Annotated in this window: 16 protein-coding genes; 6 read left to right on the forward strand and 10 right to left on the reverse strand. The window is 74.5% G+C overall.

From position 1 onward, the window contains the following. Positions 1-165 precede the first annotated feature (165 nt). The 3 genes from trpA to H7X46_RS24755 all read right to left on the reverse strand — a co-directional run bounded on the left by trpA (position 166) and on the right by H7X46_RS24755 (position 3,621). On the reverse strand, positions 166-960 hold the full coding sequence (trpA, locus tag H7X46_RS24745; protein ID WP_186361640.1) for a tryptophan synthase subunit alpha: 795 nt from the start codon (positions 958-960) through the stop codon (positions 166-168). After that, the gene (trpB, locus tag H7X46_RS24750) at positions 957-2,222 is read right to left on the reverse strand and encodes a tryptophan synthase subunit beta (protein WP_186361641.1); all 1,266 of its coding nucleotides are present in this window, start codon (positions 2,220-2,222) and stop codon (positions 957-959) included. The genes trpA and trpB overlap by 4 nt, the downstream gene beginning before the upstream one ends. 157 nt (positions 2,223-2,379) lie before the next feature. After that, positions 2,380-3,621 carry a CynX/NimT family MFS transporter gene (locus H7X46_RS24755; RefSeq protein WP_370588945.1) on the reverse strand — a complete coding sequence of 414 codons (1,242 nt, stop codon included), beginning with the start codon at positions 3,619-3,621 and terminating at the stop codon, positions 2,380-2,382. Between the two features lie 49 nt (positions 3,622-3,670). Here H7X46_RS24755 and H7X46_RS24760 point away from each other — a divergent pair, with 49 nt between their 5' ends. Beyond that, a complete protein-coding gene (locus H7X46_RS24760) occupies positions 3,671-4,420 on the forward strand; it encodes an FCD domain-containing protein (protein WP_186361642.1) in 750 nt (249 codons plus the stop codon). 56 nt (positions 4,421-4,476) lie between these two features. Continuing rightward, positions 4,477-4,881, forward strand: coding sequence for a large-conductance mechanosensitive channel protein MscL (gene mscL, locus H7X46_RS24765; RefSeq protein WP_186361643.1), 405 nt, complete (start codon positions 4,477-4,479; stop codon positions 4,879-4,881). A gap of 1 nt (position 4,882) precedes the next feature. Here the strand turns inward: mscL and H7X46_RS24770 are convergent, their stop codons facing one another. Beyond that, positions 4,883-6,400, reverse strand: a complete 1,518-nt coding sequence (locus H7X46_RS24770) for a multicopper oxidase family protein (protein WP_370588947.1) — start codon at positions 6,398-6,400, stop codon at positions 4,883-4,885. Continuing rightward, positions 6,384-6,908 carry a hypothetical protein gene (locus tag H7X46_RS24775; protein ID WP_186361644.1) on the reverse strand — a complete coding sequence of 175 codons (525 nt, stop codon included), beginning with the start codon at positions 6,906-6,908 and terminating at the stop codon, positions 6,384-6,386. Before H7X46_RS24775 ends, H7X46_RS24770 begins: the two co-directional genes overlap by 17 nt. A gap of 193 nt (positions 6,909-7,101) precedes the next feature. Here H7X46_RS24775 and H7X46_RS24780 point away from each other — a divergent pair, with 193 nt between their 5' ends. Beyond that, a complete protein-coding gene (locus tag H7X46_RS24780; protein ID WP_186361645.1) occupies positions 7,102-8,514 on the forward strand; it encodes an APC family permease in 1,413 nt (470 codons plus the stop codon). A gap of 34 nt (positions 8,515-8,548) precedes the next feature. Here H7X46_RS24780 and H7X46_RS24785 read toward each other — a convergent pair whose 3' ends face one another. Next, positions 8,549-9,538: a TIGR03557 family F420-dependent LLM class oxidoreductase gene (locus H7X46_RS24785; protein ID WP_222131422.1), complete on the reverse strand. Its 990-nt coding sequence runs from the start codon at positions 9,536-9,538 to the stop codon at positions 8,549-8,551. After that, complete coding sequence (locus H7X46_RS24790; protein WP_186361646.1) at positions 9,535-10,932, reverse strand: amidase family protein; 1,398 nt, start codon at positions 10,930-10,932, stop codon at positions 9,535-9,537. Before H7X46_RS24790 ends, H7X46_RS24785 begins: the two co-directional genes overlap by 4 nt. Positions 10,933-11,217: 285 nt before the next feature. Here H7X46_RS24790 and H7X46_RS24795 point away from each other — a divergent pair, with 285 nt between their 5' ends. Both H7X46_RS24795 and H7X46_RS24800 read left to right on the forward strand, forming a co-directional pair. Further along, positions 11,218-11,634: an anti-sigma factor antagonist gene (locus H7X46_RS24795; RefSeq protein ID WP_186361647.1), complete on the forward strand. Its 417-nt coding sequence runs from the start codon at positions 11,218-11,220 to the stop codon at positions 11,632-11,634. A 53-nt stretch (positions 11,635-11,687) separates the two neighbouring features. Continuing rightward, positions 11,688-12,491 carry a GntR family transcriptional regulator gene (locus H7X46_RS24800; RefSeq protein ID WP_186361648.1) on the forward strand — a complete coding sequence of 268 codons (804 nt, stop codon included), beginning with the start codon at positions 11,688-11,690 and terminating at the stop codon, positions 12,489-12,491. Positions 12,492-12,513: 22 nt separating this feature from the next. Here the strand turns inward: H7X46_RS24800 and H7X46_RS24805 are convergent, their stop codons facing one another. The 3 genes from H7X46_RS24805 to H7X46_RS24815 all read right to left on the reverse strand — a co-directional run bounded on the left by H7X46_RS24805 (position 12,514) and on the right by H7X46_RS24815 (position 14,457). Continuing rightward, positions 12,514-12,675, reverse strand: coding sequence for a hypothetical protein (locus H7X46_RS24805; RefSeq protein WP_186361649.1), 162 nt, complete (start codon positions 12,673-12,675; stop codon positions 12,514-12,516). Between the two features lie 223 nt (positions 12,676-12,898). Beyond that, positions 12,899-14,017, reverse strand: a complete 1,119-nt coding sequence (locus H7X46_RS24810) for a cysteine--tRNA ligase (protein ID WP_186361650.1) — start codon at positions 14,015-14,017, stop codon at positions 12,899-12,901. A gap of 32 nt (positions 14,018-14,049) precedes the next feature. After that, the gene (locus H7X46_RS24815) at positions 14,050-14,457 is read right to left on the reverse strand and encodes a hypothetical protein (RefSeq protein ID WP_186361651.1); all 408 of its coding nucleotides are present in this window, start codon (positions 14,455-14,457) and stop codon (positions 14,050-14,052) included. 204 nt (positions 14,458-14,661) lie between these two features. On the opposite strand from H7X46_RS24815, the gene H7X46_RS24820 reads away from it, so the two are divergent. After that, positions 14,662-15,495, forward strand: a complete 834-nt coding sequence (locus H7X46_RS24820) for an SDR family oxidoreductase (protein WP_186361652.1) — start codon at positions 14,662-14,664, stop codon at positions 15,493-15,495. The last annotated feature ends 5 nt before the right edge of the window (positions 15,496-15,500 follow it).

A 15,500-nucleotide genomic window follows, 5' to 3' on the forward strand; every position in this document is an offset into this window, starting at 1 on the left:
GATCCTGAGAGGCGGCACCGCCGTCCGGCAGCGTCCCGGGGCCGAGCGGCACCCGATCGGTCCACTCGGAGTACAGACGTCCGTCCATCCGGATCGCCCGTTCTCAGGCGCTGCCGCTCACCGCTGCGCGGCTGCGACGAGCGCGCCCCGCCGGCGCCCCGGCGATCAGGCGCCGGCCGGGGCCGCCGAACGCACGCCCTCGGACAGCTCCTCGGCGAGTGCCCGCACCGCGGACGGCCCGCCGGTCTCCAGCGCCTGCACGAACGCCGTCCCGACGATGACGCCGTCGGCGTAGGAGGCGGCGGCCGCCGCCTGCTCCGCGGTCCGGACGCCCAGCCCGACGCACACCGGGATGCTCGCGACCTCCCGGGTCCGGGCCACCAGGTCGCGGGCCTCCGCACCGATCGAGCGCACCCCGGTGACCCCCATCAGCGAGGCCGCGTAGAGGAACCCGCGGCTGGCCTCGGCGGTGAGCCGCAGCCGCTCCGGCGTGCTCGTCTGGGCGACCAGGAAGATCCGGTCCAGGTCGTGCTTGTCGGACGCGGCCAGCCACTCCTCGGCGTCGTCGGGCAGCAGGTCGGGCGTGATGAGCCCGGACCCACCCGCCTCGACCAGGTCGGCGGCGAACCGCTCGACGCCGTAGCGGTCGACGAGGTTCCAGTAGGTCATCACGACCGCGGGCGCGCCGGCCTCGACGACCCCGCGGACCGCGGTGAACGCGTCCCGGGTGCGGGCACCGTTGTCCAGGGCCTGCTGGGTGGCGCGCTGGATGACCGGGCCGTCCATCAGCGGGTCCGAGTACGGCAGCCCGACCTCCACGAGGTCGACGCCGCCGGCGACCATGGCCCGCATCGCCTCGACCGACCCGGCGACGTCCGGGAACCCGACCGGCAGGTAGCCGACCAGTGCCGCCCGGCCCTCCGCCCGGATCGCCTGCAGCCGCTCCGCCACGCCGGTCATCGGACCTCCCCGTCGGTCACCGCGTTGCCCTCGTCGTCGACGAGCCCGAAGTACTTCGCCGCGGTGTCGACGTCCTTGTCGCCGCGCCCCGACAGGTTGACGAGCACGACCTTGCCGGCGCCGAGGCGTCGCCCCTCGCGGAGCGCACCGGCCAGCGCGTGCGCGCTCTCGATCGCCGGGATGATGCCCTCGGTCCGGCAGAGCAGGCGGAACGCGTCCATCGCCTCGGCGTCGGTGACCGACTCGTAGCGGGCCCGGTGCATGTCGTGCAGCCACGAGTGCTCGGGCCCGACCCCGGGGTAGTCGAGCCCGGCGGAGATGGAGTGCGAGTCGCGGGTCTGGCCGTCCTCGTCCTGCAGGATGTAGCTGCGGGAGCCGTGCAGCACGCCGACGTCTCCCCCGCCGATCGACGACGCGTGCCGCGGGGTGTCGACCCCGTCGCCGCCGGCCTCGAAGCCGACGAGCTCGACGCCGACGTCGTCCAGGAAGGCGTGGAAGATCCCCATCGCGTTCGAGCCGCCGCCGACGCAGGCGCACACCAGGTCCGGCAGCGCGCCGGTGAGGTCCTGGACCTGCTGCCGGGCCTCGACGCCGATGATCCGCTGGAAGTCGCGCACCATCGCCGGGAACGGGTGCGGTCCGGCGACCGAGCCGATCAGGTAGTGCGTGTCGGCCACGTTGGTGACCCAGTCGCGCATGGCCTCGTTCATCGCGTCCTTGAGCGTCCGCGTGCCGGAGGCGACCGGGTGGACCTCGGCGCCGAGCATCCGCATCCGGGCCACGTTGAGCGCCTGCCGCCGGGTGTCGACCTCACCCATGTAGACGGCGCACTCCAGGCCGAGCAGCGCGGCCGCGGTCGCCGACGCGACGCCGTGCTGGCCGGCCCCGGTCTCGGCGATCACCCGGGTCTTGCCCATCCGCTTGGTGAGCAGCGCCTGGCCCAGCACGTTGTTGATCTTGTGCGAGCCGGTGTGGTTGAGGTCCTCGCGCTTGAGCAGGATCCGCGCGCCGCCGGCGTGCTCGGCGAACCGGGGCGCCTCGGTGAGCAGGCTCGGGCGGCCGGAGTAGGTGCGGTGCAGCTCGGCCAGCTCGGCCTGGAAGGCCTCGTCGGTCATCGCGGCGTGGTAGGCCTGCTCGAGCTCGTCCAGGGCGGCGACCAGCGCCTCCGGGACGTAGCGGCCGCCGAAGCGGCCGAAGTACGGGCCGGTCTGGTCCACCAGCCGCGCCGAGCCCCCGGACGGGGGAAGGGCGGTGTCGGTCACGAGAACTCCTGACGGATGTGCAGGCTGCCGGATGTGCAGGACCCGCGATCGGGGATGCGGGTGCGTCGGCCACGGCCGCCCGCCGATCGGGTGTCCCATGACGGTACACCGCCGCCACCACCGGGTTTGCGGCGCACGGACGCCACGGCGCGGCGGTTCAGACGAAGCGCGGGCGCCCCGCCACCCAGCCGAGGACCATCTCGACGGCGATCACCGCACCCAGCAGGACCAGCGACGCCGTCCAGGTGCCGGTGAACCCGTGCAGCATCCCGAACAGGAACGGCCCGCAGGCGCCGACCAGGTAGCCGAAGCCCTGCGCCATCGCGGACAGGTCGGTCGTCTCGGACGCCTCCCGGGTCCGCAGCGCGATCACGCCCAGCCCGAGCGGGAACACCCCCATGCCGGTGCCGAGCAGCACCGTCCACAGCCAGGGGGCCGCGGCCGGGGCCACGGCCAGCCCGACCACCGCGGCCAGCGAGCAGGCGGCGAGGCCGACGATCCAGCCGGACTGCGAGCGCCGGTTCAGCGCGATCGGCGGGATGACGAAGCTCAGCGGGATCCCGATCAGGTTGATCACCGCGAGCATCAGGCCGGCGTCGGTGCGGGAGATCCCCTCGGAGACGAACAGCTCGGACAGCCAGCCCATCGCGACGTAGGCGACGCAGGCCTGCAGCCCGAAGAACGCGGTGACCGCCCAGGCCAGCGGCCGGCGCAGCATCGAGCGGCGCTCGTCGGACGCCGCGGAGGGCGCGTCCGCCGCGGAGCCGTGCCGCGCCCCGCACGCCCAGACGACCAGGGCCGCCGCGGACAGCAGCGCCCAGGCGCCGACGGCGCCGCGCCAGCCGCCCAGCAGCGCCTCCACCGGCGGGGTGAGCGCCGCGCCGATGCCGCCGCCCGCGGCCAGCGCCGCGGTGTAGATGCCGGTGACCCGGCCGACGGCGCCCGGGAACGACTCCTTGACCACCACCGGGATGAGCACGTTGCCGACCGCGATGCCGGCGGCGGCGACGAAGGTCCCGCCGAGCACCACCCACGGCCCGTCGACGATCCGGAGCAGCAGGCCCGCGGTGAGCACGGCGAGCGCGAGGCCGACGGCGCGGGCCATGCCCAGGCGCCGGCCCAGCCACGGCGCGGCGATCGCGGCGAGCCCGAAGCAGATCGTCGGGACGGCGGTGAGCACGCTGGTCCAGGCGGTGGAGGCACCGAGGTCGTCGCGGACCTCCCCGAGCACCGACGCCATGCTGGTGACGGCGGGGCGCAGGTTCGTCGCGGCCAGGGCGACACCCACGACGAGCAGGGGCGTGCCGATCAGGGCGGCGCGGCGCGAGCGGTCCACCCGCTCCGCGGTCGTCGTGGCGATGGTCCCCTCCGTGCGCGTCTCATGTTCAGCAATGCTCACGAGATACTATTCTTACAGACGTAGGATGTTCGGATGGAAGGATGATTCGGTGCCCCTCATCACGGCGCGCCGCGGCGGCCTGGTCGACCAGGTCATCGACCAGCTCCGGACGGCCATCTCCACCGGGGAGTGGCCGGTGGGGCGGCGCATCCCGCCGGAGTCCGAGCTGGCCGCGACGCTCGAGGTGGGCCGGAACACGGTCCGGGAGGCCGTCCGGGCGCTCGCCCACGGCGGGCTGCTCGAGGTCCGCCAGGGCGACGGCACCTACGTCCGCGCGACGACCGAGCTGTCCGGTGCGCTCCGCACCCTGTGCGGCACCGAGCTGCGCGAGGTCCTGGAGGTCCGCCGGACCCTCGAGGTCCAGGCCGCCCGGCTGGCCGCGGCCCGCCGGACCGACGACGACCTGGTCGAGCTCCGCGCGGCGCTCGCCGAACGCGACGCCGCCGTGGCCGCGGTCGTGGCGATCACCCGCCGCGGCGGCGAACCGGCCCCGGCCGACACCGAACGCGCCGCCCGCGCCGACGCCGACTTCCACCGCACCGTCGTGCGCTGCTCGGGCAACGGCCTGCTCACCGAGCTCTACCGGGGTGTGGTCGAGGCGGTCGCGGGCAGTGTCGCGGCGACGATGCCCGCGACCGTCGGGACCGACGACGACGTCTCGCACACCGGGCTCGTCGAGGCCATCGCCGACGGCGACGTCGAGCGGGCGGCCCGGGAGGCCGGCGACTTCCTGGACCGGCTGATCGCGCAGCACCGGCCCGGCCGCACCGCCCGGCACCGCGGATCACGGCCGGGTTAGCCTGCCGGGCCGGACACGATCCAGCCCCGAACCCCCGACCCGAGGAGTGCTCCGGCGTGCTGAAGGGCTTCAAGGACTTCCTGCTGCGCGGGAACGTCATCGACCTGGCCGTGGCCGTCGTGATCGGCACCGCGTTCACCGCGGTGGTCACGGCGTTCACGAAGTCGTTCCTCGAGCCGCTGCTGCGGCTGTTCTCGGGCGGCGAGAACGCGGTCCCGCCGGGAACCATCCCGCTCACCGACGACGTCCAGCTCGACTACGCGGCGTTCCTGAACTCGATCGTCCAGTTCCTGATCACGGCCGCCGTCATCTACTTCCTCGTCGTGTACCCGATGAAGTGGCTGCAGGAGCGCCGCAAGCGGGGCAAGGAGGAGGAGACCCCGGAGACCGACAGCGAGCTGCTGACACAGATCCGGGATCTCCTCCGGGAGCAGGCCGAGCGCGAGCGCGAGCGGAGCTGACTCAGTCCGGGTGGTTGCCGGTCCCGATCCGGAACGGCGTGTCCACCCCCCGGTACATGAGGTGGGCGATCAGCCCGTTTTTCGCGTGCTCCAGGTTGTGGCAGTGGTCGGCCCACAGACCCGGGTTGTCGGCCACGAACGCGACGTCGAACTCCACGCCGGGTGCGACGTCCAGGCTGTCCGTCCACCAGGGGCTCCCGGTGGCGGGCGCCCCGTCCCGGGCGAGGACGACGACGTGGTGCCCGTGCAGGTGCATCGGATGCACCTCCGAGGAATCGTTGCGGACCCGCATCCGGACCACGTCGCCCTCGTCGACGACGTACATCGGCACGTCCGGCCACATCCGCCCGTTGACCGTCCACCACACACCCGGGACGCCGTCGACGAAACCGGGCCGCCGGCCGATCACGTAGTCGAAGCGCCGCTGCGCGGCGTCCGGGTCGAACCCGATCGGCGCGGGCGCGCCGTAGGTCAGCAGGTCGAGATCGTCGCGTGGCCGGGGCGAGGGCGGTGGGCCCGCCGAACCCGGTGGTGCGAGCACCAGCGCCGCTCCCCCGCCGACCTCGATCCGGGCACCGCCCGCGGGGACCTCGACCTCCAGGTCGGCGCGGCCGCCCGCGGGCACGGACACGGCGAGCCCGGCGACGGGTGCGGGCCCGCGGACCTCGGCCCCGTCCACGGCGCGCAGCCGGAAGCCGGCGCCGGTCACCCAGGCGGGCACGGCACCCTCGTCGGAGTTGATCACCCGTACCCGGACACGCTCACCCGCCGCGGCGGGCACGATGACACCGTCCTCCTGGCCGTTCACCGTCCGTGCCCCGGCGAAGGTGTGCGAGACGGCGGTGACGTCCCCTTCCGGCGCTCCCGCCGGGGGCTCCACCACGAGCGCGCCGAACAGGCCCTGCCGGACCTGGACGTGCGAGACCTGGTGGGAGTGGTACCAGTAGGTGCCGCTGTCCGGTGCCCGGAACCGGTAGACGAACTCGCCGCCGGGCCGGACGGCGTCCTGGGTGATCCCGGCGACGCCGTCGTCACCGTTCGGGACGTCGACGCCGTGCCAGTGCAGGGTCACCCCGTCCGGGACGGACTCGTTCCGCAGCCGGATCTCGACCAGCTCACCCTGCCGGGTCCGGATCTCCGGGCCGGGACTGGTGCCGTTCAGCGTGTAACCGTCGACCGTGCGGCCGCTCGGCAGCCGGAACACCTCGCGCCGCGCGGTGAGCGTCACGGTCACCGCGGCCGGCCCGGTCGTGGCATCCCGCAGCTCGGGCACCCCGACCGCCGGGTGCCCGGCGTGCCCGCCGTGGGCGTCCTCGGTGCCGGGGCCGCCACCGAGGTCGACCGTGCCCATGTCCATCGCCGAGTACCCGGCCGGCATCCGGCTGTCCCACCACAACCATCCGACCGGGACGAGCACGGCGAGGGTGGCCAGCACGGCGAGGGCCGTGCGCCACCGGGCCCGCCGCACCGGGGTGGCGGGCCCGGCGGCGCCGGCCGTGGGTTCAGCCGACGTCAGCACGTGAGGCCGGCGGCTGCTGCCCGGACAGGCCCGGGGACGGCTCGCGCGGCGGCGCGGACATCGCGCTGGTCGACGCCGCGATCGCGCTGGCCCGCCGCGCCGCACCGGCGGCGGCGAGGGCCAGGCCGAACACCAGCAGCGCGTTGGCGCCGTGGAGCAGCCCGGCGATCGCGATCCCGTGGCCGAGCAGGCCGAGCGTGACCTGCAGCGCGACGGCCACGGTGAGCCCGCCGGCAAGCATGATCCCGCGCGGGACCTTCGCGAAGAACGAGACGATCAGCAGGATCAGGGTGACCGCGGGGATGACCATCATCCCGTTCATGCCGTGCACCATGAAGCCGGTGACCTCGGCGAACGGGGCCGCCTCGCCCTCGATGGCGGCGGCGTCCAGCACGCCCCCGTTCATGATCCAGATGAACAGCCCGGCGTCGCCCCATGCCAGGGCGGCGGCCTGGACGACGACTCCGAGTGCGACGAGCAGGGCGAGTACCTGGTAGGCGATACGCACGACGACCTCCCACGGTCCGAACGGAACGACAGGAGTGTTCCGAGTCACACGACCGTGGTCATCGACAAGCGTGATGAACCACGCCGCGTGCCGGTACCGACACGCGCGCCGCCCGGCTCGACAGCGCGCCGCGTGCCGAGCAGGCTGTCCGGGTCGCGGCGGGGGGTCCGCCGCAGGAGGGGGACGTTCTCGGATGGCGGAGGCCACCACGTCGGCCGGGGAGCACGAGCCGGCGCTCAAGCGGGTCCTGGGCCCGAAGCTGCTGTTGCTGTTCATCGTCGGCGACATCCTGGGCACCGGCATCTACGCGCTCGTCGGCCAGGTCGCCGAGGAGGTCGGCGGGGCGGCGTGGCTGCCGTTCCTGGTCGCCTTCGCGGTCGCGATGATCACCGCGTTCTCCTACCTGGAGCTCGTCACCAAGTACCCCGCGGCGGCCGGGGCCGCGCTGTACACGCACAAGGCCTTCGGCGTCCACTTCCTCACGTTCATGGTCACGTTCGTGGTGATGAGCTCGGGGATCACCTCGGCGTCCACGGCGTCGCGGGCGTTCGCGTCGAACCTCAACGAGGGTTTCGGCCTCGACCTGGGCAACGGCGGGATCGTGCTGATCGCGCTGGGCTTCATGCTGCTGGTCGCGGCGGTCAACTTCCGGGGCGTCGGCGAGAGCGTCAAGCTCAACGTGGTGCTCACGCTCGTCGAGCTCTCCGGCCTGCTGCTGGTGATCCTGATCGGGGTGTTCGCGATCGCGGGCGGGAACGCCGACTGGTCCCGGGTGGTCGCGTTCGACACCCCCGAGGACAAGGGCGTGTTCCTGGCGGTGACCTCGGCGACGTCGCTGGCGTTCTTCGCGATGGTCGGCTTCGAGGACTCGGTGAACATGGCCGAGGAGTGCCACGAGCCGCGCCGGATCTTCCCCAAGATCATGATCACCGGCCTGACGCTCACCGGGATCATCTACGTGCTGGTCGCGATCTGCGCCGTCGCGCTGGTCCCGGTCGGCGCGCTGGCGGAGAGCGAGACACCGCTGGTCGAGGTCGTCCGGGCCGGCGCCCCGGGGATCCCGGCGGACGCGGTGCTGCCGTTCATCTCGATGTTCGCCGTCGCCAACTCGGCGCTGATCAACATGCTGATGGCGTCCCGGCTGCTCTACGGCATGGCCAACCAGGCGGTGCTGCCCAAGCCGCTGGCCCGGGTGCACCCGTTCCGCCGCACCCCGTGGGTGTCCATCCTGGTCACGACGCTGGTCGCGTTCATGCTGATCATCTACGTGTCGCTGGACTCGGACTCCGACGTCGTCTCCGCGCTCGGCGGGACGACCTCGCTGCTGCTGCTCGCGGTGTTCACGATCGTCAACATCGCGGTGCTGGTGCTGCGCCGCGACCGCATCGACGCCGACCACTTCCGGGCCCCGGCCGGGCTGCCGGTCGTCGGTGCGGTGGCCAGCGCCTACCTGGTCCTGCCGTTCTCCGGCCGGGACGCGATCCAGTACGAGCTGGCCGGGCTGCTGCTCCTGCTCGGGCTCGTCCTCTACGGGATCACGATCCTGCTCAACCGCAGGCTCGGCGTGAAGCAGACGGTCCTGGATCCGACCAAGCTGGACGGCTGACGCCTCGTGAGTGCGTAGGAGGGCCGGAGCCCTCCTACGCACTCACGAGCCGATCGGCCAGCTCCTTCTCGAAGAACGTGAAGAACCCGTCCGGGTCCGGGCCGGCGTTGATCAGCGCGAGGCGGTCGTAGCCGGCGTCGGCGAACTGCCGGGCGACGGCGACGTGCGCCTCCACGTCCGGGCCGGCACCGAACAGCGCCGCCATGTCCTCGACCCGCACGAACTGCGTGGCGGCCTCGAAGTTGCGGACGTTCGGCAACTCGGACTGGATCTTCCATCCGGTCGGGCCGAACCGGAACTTCTCGTGCGCCGCGGCGAGCGCCTCCTCCTCGGTGGGCGCCCAGGCCAGCGGCACCTCGGCGTAGCGGGCCCCGGTGCCGCCCGCCGCGGTGTAGGCCTCGACCAGGTCGGAGCGCGGCTCGGTGGTGAACAGGGCGTCGCCGAGCTCGGCGGCGATCCGCGCGGCCTTCGGGCCCCCGGCGGCCACCGCGATCTCCGGCGGTGTCTCCGGGAGGTCGAACACCTGGGCGTCCTCGATCGTGAGGTGCCGGCCGCGGTAGGTGCGGTAGCCCCCGGACCACAGCAGGCGGATGATCTCCAGCGCCTCGCGGAGCATCTCGTGCCGCACACCGACGACCGGCCACTCGGCGCCGGTGACGTGCTCGGAGAGCCGCTCCCCCGAGCCGATGCCGAGGGTGAACCGGCCGTCGGACAGCAACGCGGTGGTGGCCGCGGCCTGGGCGACGATGGCCGGGTGGTAGCGGATCATCGGGCAGGTCACGCCGGTGGCGAGCCCGATCCGCTCGGTCCGCGCGGCGATCGCCGCGAGGATCGACCAGGCGAACCCCGAGTGGCCGTGGCTCTGCAACCACGGGTGGTAGTGGTCGGAGATCTCGACGAAGTCGAAACCGGCCTCCTCGGCGCGGACGGCCTGGCGGACCATCTCCTGCGGCGAGAACGCCTCGGCGAAGAGCTTGTATCCGATGTGCACGGCCGCCGGGTACCCGCGCACCGCAGTCGTCATGCCCCCCGCAGTGCCTCGACGGCGGCCGCGACCTCCAGCAGGAACCGGTCGGCGCCGTGCCGGGCGACGAGCTGGATGCCGACCGGGAGCCCGTCCGGGGTCCGGCCGAACGGCACCGAGATCGCCGGGCAGCCGGTGACGGTGATCAGGTACGCCGAGCGCATCCAGTCCAGGTAGGACTCCATCGGGCGGCCGGCGACGGTGGCCGGGAACTCCTGGCCGGCCGGGAACGGCGGCACCTGCGACACCGGCAGCACCAGCACGTCGTGGTCGGCGAGGAACTCGCGCATCCGCTGCGCGAGCGCGGTGCGCCGCTGGTAGGCGAGCGCGACGTCGGCGCCGGTCAGCGGCGCGCCGGCGCGGATGTTGGCGGCCAGCGAGGGCTTGAACTCGTCCGGGTGCGCGGCGAGCAGCTCGCCGAGCTTCGCCTGGAACAGCCAGGCGCGCAGGGTGCGGAAGCACTCGTCGGCGCCGTCCAGGTCGGGCACGTCCGCGGTGACCCGCGCGCCGGCACCGGCGAGCGCGATACCGGCGGCCTCCACCACCGCCGCGACGGGCTCCTCCACGGCGAACGCACCGCCCAGGTCGGTCGAGACCGCGACCCGGAGCCCGGCGAGCGGCGCGGGCTCGACCGGTGGCGCGAACGCGGACCCGGGATCGCCGAGGGCGTGCGGCGCCCGCGGGTCCGGCCCGGCGATCACCGACAGCAGCAGGGCCAGGTCGCCGACCGTGCGGGCGATCGGGCCGGCCGTGCAGAGGGCCTCCCACATGTTCGGCGACGGCCACTCCGGCACCCGGCCCCAGGACGGCCGCAGCCCGACCACCCCGCAGAACGACGCCGGGTTGCGCAGCGAACCGCCCATGTCGGAGCCGTCGGCCAGCGGCACCATCCCGGCCGCGACCGCGCACGCCGCCCCGCCGGACGAGCCACCGGCCGAGCGCGACGGGTCGTGCGGGTTGACCGTGGTCCCGAAGACCCGGTTGAACGTGTGCGATCCGGCGGCGAACTCCGGCACGTTGGTCTTGCCGATCGGCACCGCGCCCGCGGCGCGGATCCGCTCGACGACCAGCTCGTCGGTGTCCGGCACGTGCTCGGCCAGCAGCGGCGAGCCGTAGGTGGTGCGCCAGCCGGCCACGTCGTGGGTGTCCTTGAACGCGAACGGCAGCCCGTGCAGCGGGCCCGGTTCGGTGCCGGCGGCGAGTGCCTCGTCGGCTGCGGCCGCGCCGGCCCGGGCCCGGTCGGTGTCGAGCGAGACGATCGCGTTGAGCTGGGGGTTCCGCTCCGCGATCCGGTCGAGGTGCAGGTCGAGGAGCTCGCGCGCCGAGATCTCCTTGGCCCGCAGGGCGGCGGCCTGGGCGCGGGCGGTCGAGTCGACCGAGACCCCGGCGGTCACCGGCGCCCTCCGGGCACCGCACCGGCCGTCCCCGGCCCGCCGGCCGCCGTCACCGTCGTCTCCATCGACCCGTCACTCCCTCGCTCGGACCCCGCGTATCGACCGACGACATGATCCCCGGTCGGCCCCCCGGCGGGGAACACCGCGACCGACCGCGCCCGCCCCCCTGTTCGGGCAATGGACTTCGGCCCCGGCACCGGTACGGTGAACCGGTCACGGGCCCCGCCGCACCGGACCGGTCCGCCGGGGTCCTTGCGTCGTCCCGGTCGGCGGGAGGTGGGTTCCGTGAGTGCCGTCGATCCTGCCCGCACGCCCCGGCCGGTGCCCGGCCGTCCGCCGCCGTCGAAGGCCCGGCTCCGCGAGCACACGCCGCGGCCGGGGGTGACCGTCCTCGAGGTCATCGGCGAGATCGACCTGGTGGAGGCGGACGCGATCCGGATCCGGATGACCGAGCTGCTGCACCGGACGCACCCGGAACGGGCCGTGCTGGACCTGTCCGGCGTCGCGTTCCTGGGCTCGCACGGGCTGACCGCCGTCGTGCGGGCCTCGCGCGCGGCCGGCGCCGCCGGCGTCCCGCTCGCGGGAGTGACCGGGCCGGACAACCGGGCGGTGATCCGGCCGGTCCGGATGACCGGGCTGGACCGGGTCATCACCTGGTTCCCGGACCTGTCCAGCGCCCTGGACCCGGGCCCGCGGGTGTGACGGTGCATGCTGCGCGCTTGCACCGGGCCGCACAGCAACCGCACATTGGCCGGATGAGCGGTACCGTCACGCCCGGCCCGGCCCCGCTCCACCGCGCGCCCGGCCGGCTGCTCTGGCAGCAGCTGCTCGCCGACCTCCGGCGCCGGCTCGACGCCGACGAGTTCACCCACGGCTTCCCCGGCGAGCTCGCCCTGGTCGAGGAGTACGGCGTCAGCCGGCACACCGTGCGCCAGGCCGTGAAGGTGCTCCGCGAGGAGGGCCTGGTCGTCGGCAGCCGGGGCCGGCCGTCGAGGCAGGCCGCGCCGGCCGAGATCGTCCAGCGGCTCGGCGCCCTCTACAGCCTGAACGAGTCGGTCCGCGCCATGGGCCTGGAGCAGCGCAGCGTGGTGCGGGCGCTGGACGTCCGCGCGGACGGCGTCGTCGCCGCCCACCTCGGGCTGGAGGAATCCACCCCGCTGGTCCACCTGGAACGGCTGCGGCTCGCCGGCCGCGATCCGCTCGCGCTGGACCGGGTGTGGCTGCCGTACGAGCTGGCCGCCCCGCTGCTGCAGGCCGACTTCTCCACCGGCGCGCTCTACGAGCGCTACGCCGAGCTGTGCGGGGTCGTCCTCACCGGCGGCGAGGAGACGATCCAGCCGATCCTGCCGACCCCGGCCGAGCACCGCCTGCTCGGGGGCAGCCCGTCCACCGCCGCGTTCGCGATCCGCCGGCTCGGCACGGCGAAGGGCCGCCCGGTGGAGTGGCGCCGGACGCTGGTGCGCGGCGACCGCTTCGTGCTCCGCGCCGACTTCGCCGGGCGCGACGGCTACCAGCTCGACCTGCTGGGGTCCCCGGACCGGCGGGATCCGCGGCGGTGAGGGCCGCCCCGGTCGTGCCGACCTAGAACGGCACGCGGGCGGCGTGCGCGGCCCGGACGGCCGCTGCGACCCGGGCGAGCAGCCCGCGACCGCCCTCGCCGGCGGGCTCGGGTTCCGCGGGCGGGGCCGGTTCGGCAGGTGCGGGCGTGGACGGCGCAGGGCGCGGCGACAGGGCGGGGTTCACGGCGGATCGGCTCCGGGCGTCGGGCGGCAGGGGCGACGGGAGCGGGCCGGGTCGCCGACCCGCTCAGGAACCCGGGCGACAGTGCCGGTCGTCGATCGACAGCTGGTCGGTGGCGATCAGGCACACGACGAACGTGCGATCGACCGGCGAGCTGGCGGGAGACACGCGTCCACTGCACCATGCCGGGCCGCCGCACCGCAACGGCCGGAGGATCGCCGGATCGTCACTGCAGCGCGAGGGTGCCGATCGCCAGCCGGGCCGCGTCACCGCCCTCCTCGAGCGCGGTCGCCAGCGCGGTGGGCACGTCCAGGTCGGTGAGGAGCGCGTCGCGCACCGCGTCGACGGCCGCGGACGAGCCGGGCTTGCGGCCGGCGGCGACGTAGAGCTCCTCCAGCCGCCCGCCCGCGGTGGCGACGTCCTCCGGCCGGTACTCCCACGGCTGCGACCACGGCCGGTCCAGCAGCAGCAGGCGCACCGCGGCGCCGGGTGCCGAGCCGAGCAGGTCCTGCACCAGGACGAGGTTGCCGGTCGACTTGGCCATCTTCGCCCCGTCGACCGAGACCACACCGGCCCGGAAGCCGCGCCGGGCGAACAGGCCGGCACCGGTGGCCGCCGCGGCCATGGCCGACTGGTAGGCGTGGTGCGGGAACTCCAGGTCGGCGCCGCCGGCGAGCACGTCGACGACCCCGCCGAGCGAGGCCAGCGCCATCGCCGCGCACTCGGCGTGCCATCCGGGCCGGCCCCGGCCCCACGGGCTGGGCCAGGCCGGCTGGCCGCCGTCGGACGGCTTCCACAGCGGGACGTCGAACGGGTCGTCGCGGCGCGGGTCGTCCGGCTCGTCGCCGTACTCGGCGGACCGGGCCAGCGCGGTGTCCCGGTCGAGCCCGGCCGCCGCGGGCACCCGGGCGCCCCGGAAGTAGACGGTGCCGTCGCGCTCGTAGGCGTCGCCGGTGACGAGCAGCGCGCCGGCCAGGGCGATCACGTGCCGGACGTGGTGGCGGGCGTGCGGCGTGTGGTCCGGGGCGCGCACCTGCAGGTCGGCCATCGTGCGGTCGAACCAGAACTCCTGGCGCAGGCCGAACTCGTCGTAGGCGACGTCGCGCTCGACGGCGGTGCGGGTCAGGACGTCGTCGACGTCGGTGACGTTCCGGGTCACCTCGGTCGCGGTGCCCGCCATCCGGATCACCCGGGTCAGCACGTCGGCCCAGACGAAGGTGGCCGCGTGCCCGAGGTGGGTCACGTCGTACGGGGTGATGCCGCAGACGTAGACCCGGGCCGGGGAGGTCAGCGGCAGCGGGCGGCCGGCGAGCACCAGCCCGGCCCCGGCGTCGAACGAGTCCATACCCGGATCGTGCCAGTCCCCGGGCGGACGGTTCAGCGGGTCGTCCAGGTGCAGCCGCCGGTGAACGTCACGGTCTCGCGGTCGACCAGCCGGGCAGCGGCCGGGCCGCGCACCGCGGCCCGGGAGACCTCCGCGCCGTCCGGGCCGGTGCGCAGGTACCCGCAGGTCCCGCCCGGCGGCGGGCCCTCGGTGGCCCAGACGCCGGGCAGCAGGCCGGGCCCGACCCGGTGCCGGCCGTCGCTGGCGTGGGACGCCGCGGTCGCGACGGCGGCGGACTGCAGGACGGCGGTCGCGTCGGCGGGTTCCCCGGACACGACGAAGGCACGCACCACGAGCAGCGGCACGACGGCCGCGAGGAACAGCCACGGCCACCACACGGTTCGCTTGCCCTCCGCGGCGCGCTCCGCGTAGTACCGCTCGTAGGGTCCGCTGACGCTCATCCACCCGCCCGTCCCGCTCGACTCGCTTGTCCATCGAGGCAATGGGACGCGCGTTACACCACGTGTCCGCCATGTGAGCGACCGCCGTTCGGCCGGACCGGGGCACCGCCGGGCGCGCCGCCGGTTACCCGCGAGTAGCGAATCGCCTAGGCTGGCGCCCGACAGGTTCGACCGCCACCGCCGTCCGCACCGGGAGCCCGGGAGATGAAGACCTTCACCGACCGCACCGCCGCGATCACCGGCGCCGGATCCGGCATCGGCCGGGCGCTCGCGCTGCGCCTGGCCGGCGAGGGGTGCCACCTCGCACTCGCCGACCGCGACGCCGCCGGACTCGCCGAGACCGCGGCGCTGGCCGGGCCGCAGATCCGGGTGACGACCAGCGAGCTCGACGTCGCCGACGAGAAGGCCGTGTTCGGCTGGGCCGACGAGGTCGTCGCCGACCACGGCGGGGTGCACCTCGTCGTCAACAACGCCGGCGTCGCCCTGTCCGGCACCGCGGGATCGCTGTCGCTGGACGACTACCGCTGGATCATGGACATCAACTTCTGGGGCGTGGTGTACGGGACCAAGGCGTTCCTGCCGCACCTCGAGGCCGCGGGCGAGGGCCACGTCGTCAACCTGTCCAGCATCTTCGGTGTCGCCGCCCAGCCGCTGATGAGCGGCTACAACGCGAGCAAGTACGCGGTCCGCGGCTTCACCGAGTCGCTGCGCCAGGACCTCGAGCTGACCGGGTCGGCCGTGTCGGCGACCTGCGTGCACCCGGGCGGCATCCGCACCAACATCGCGAAGTCGGCCCGGGTGCACGCCAGCGTCACCGCGGCCACCGGCAAGGCCACCGACGCCGCCACCGCCGAGTTCGAACGCATGCTGAACACGACGCCGGACCGGGCCGCCCGCACGATCCTCGACGGGGTGCGGCGCAACCAGCGCCGGGTCCTCATCGGACCGGACGCGTGGGTGATCGACTCGATGGTGCGGCTGCTCCCGGCGACCTACCAGCGGATCGTCACCGGGGTGGTCCGGTCGCGCCGGGGCTGAGCCGC

Origin of the sequence: Pseudonocardia sp. C8, assembly GCF_014267175.1 — a bacterium.
In the GTDB taxonomy this organism is placed as follows: Bacteria; Actinomycetota; Actinomycetes; order Mycobacteriales; family Pseudonocardiaceae; genus Pseudonocardia.

Coding starts and splice junctions, on each gene's coding strand:
- H7X46_RS24785 (WP_222131422.1), bottom strand. CDS start 9,538: ATGACGACTGCGGTGCGCGGGTACCCGGCGGCCGTGCACATCGGATAC.
- H7X46_RS24810 (WP_186361650.1), bottom strand. CDS start 14,017: ATGGACTCGTTCGACGCCGGGGCCGGGCTGGTGCTCGCCGGCCGCCCG.
- H7X46_RS24820 (WP_186361652.1), top strand. CDS start 14,662: ATGAAGACCTTCACCGACCGCACCGCCGCGATCACCGGCGCCGGATCC.
- trpA (WP_186361640.1), bottom strand. CDS start 960: ATGACCGGCGTGGCGGAGCGGCTGCAGGCGATCCGGGCGGAGGGCCGG.
- H7X46_RS24780 (WP_186361645.1), top strand. CDS start 7,102: ATGGCGGAGGCCACCACGTCGGCCGGGGAGCACGAGCCGGCGCTCAAG.
- H7X46_RS24815 (WP_186361651.1), bottom strand. CDS start 14,457: ATGAGCGTCAGCGGACCCTACGAGCGGTACTACGCGGAGCGCGCCGCG.
- H7X46_RS24800 (WP_186361648.1), top strand. CDS start 11,688: ATGAGCGGTACCGTCACGCCCGGCCCGGCCCCGCTCCACCGCGCGCCC.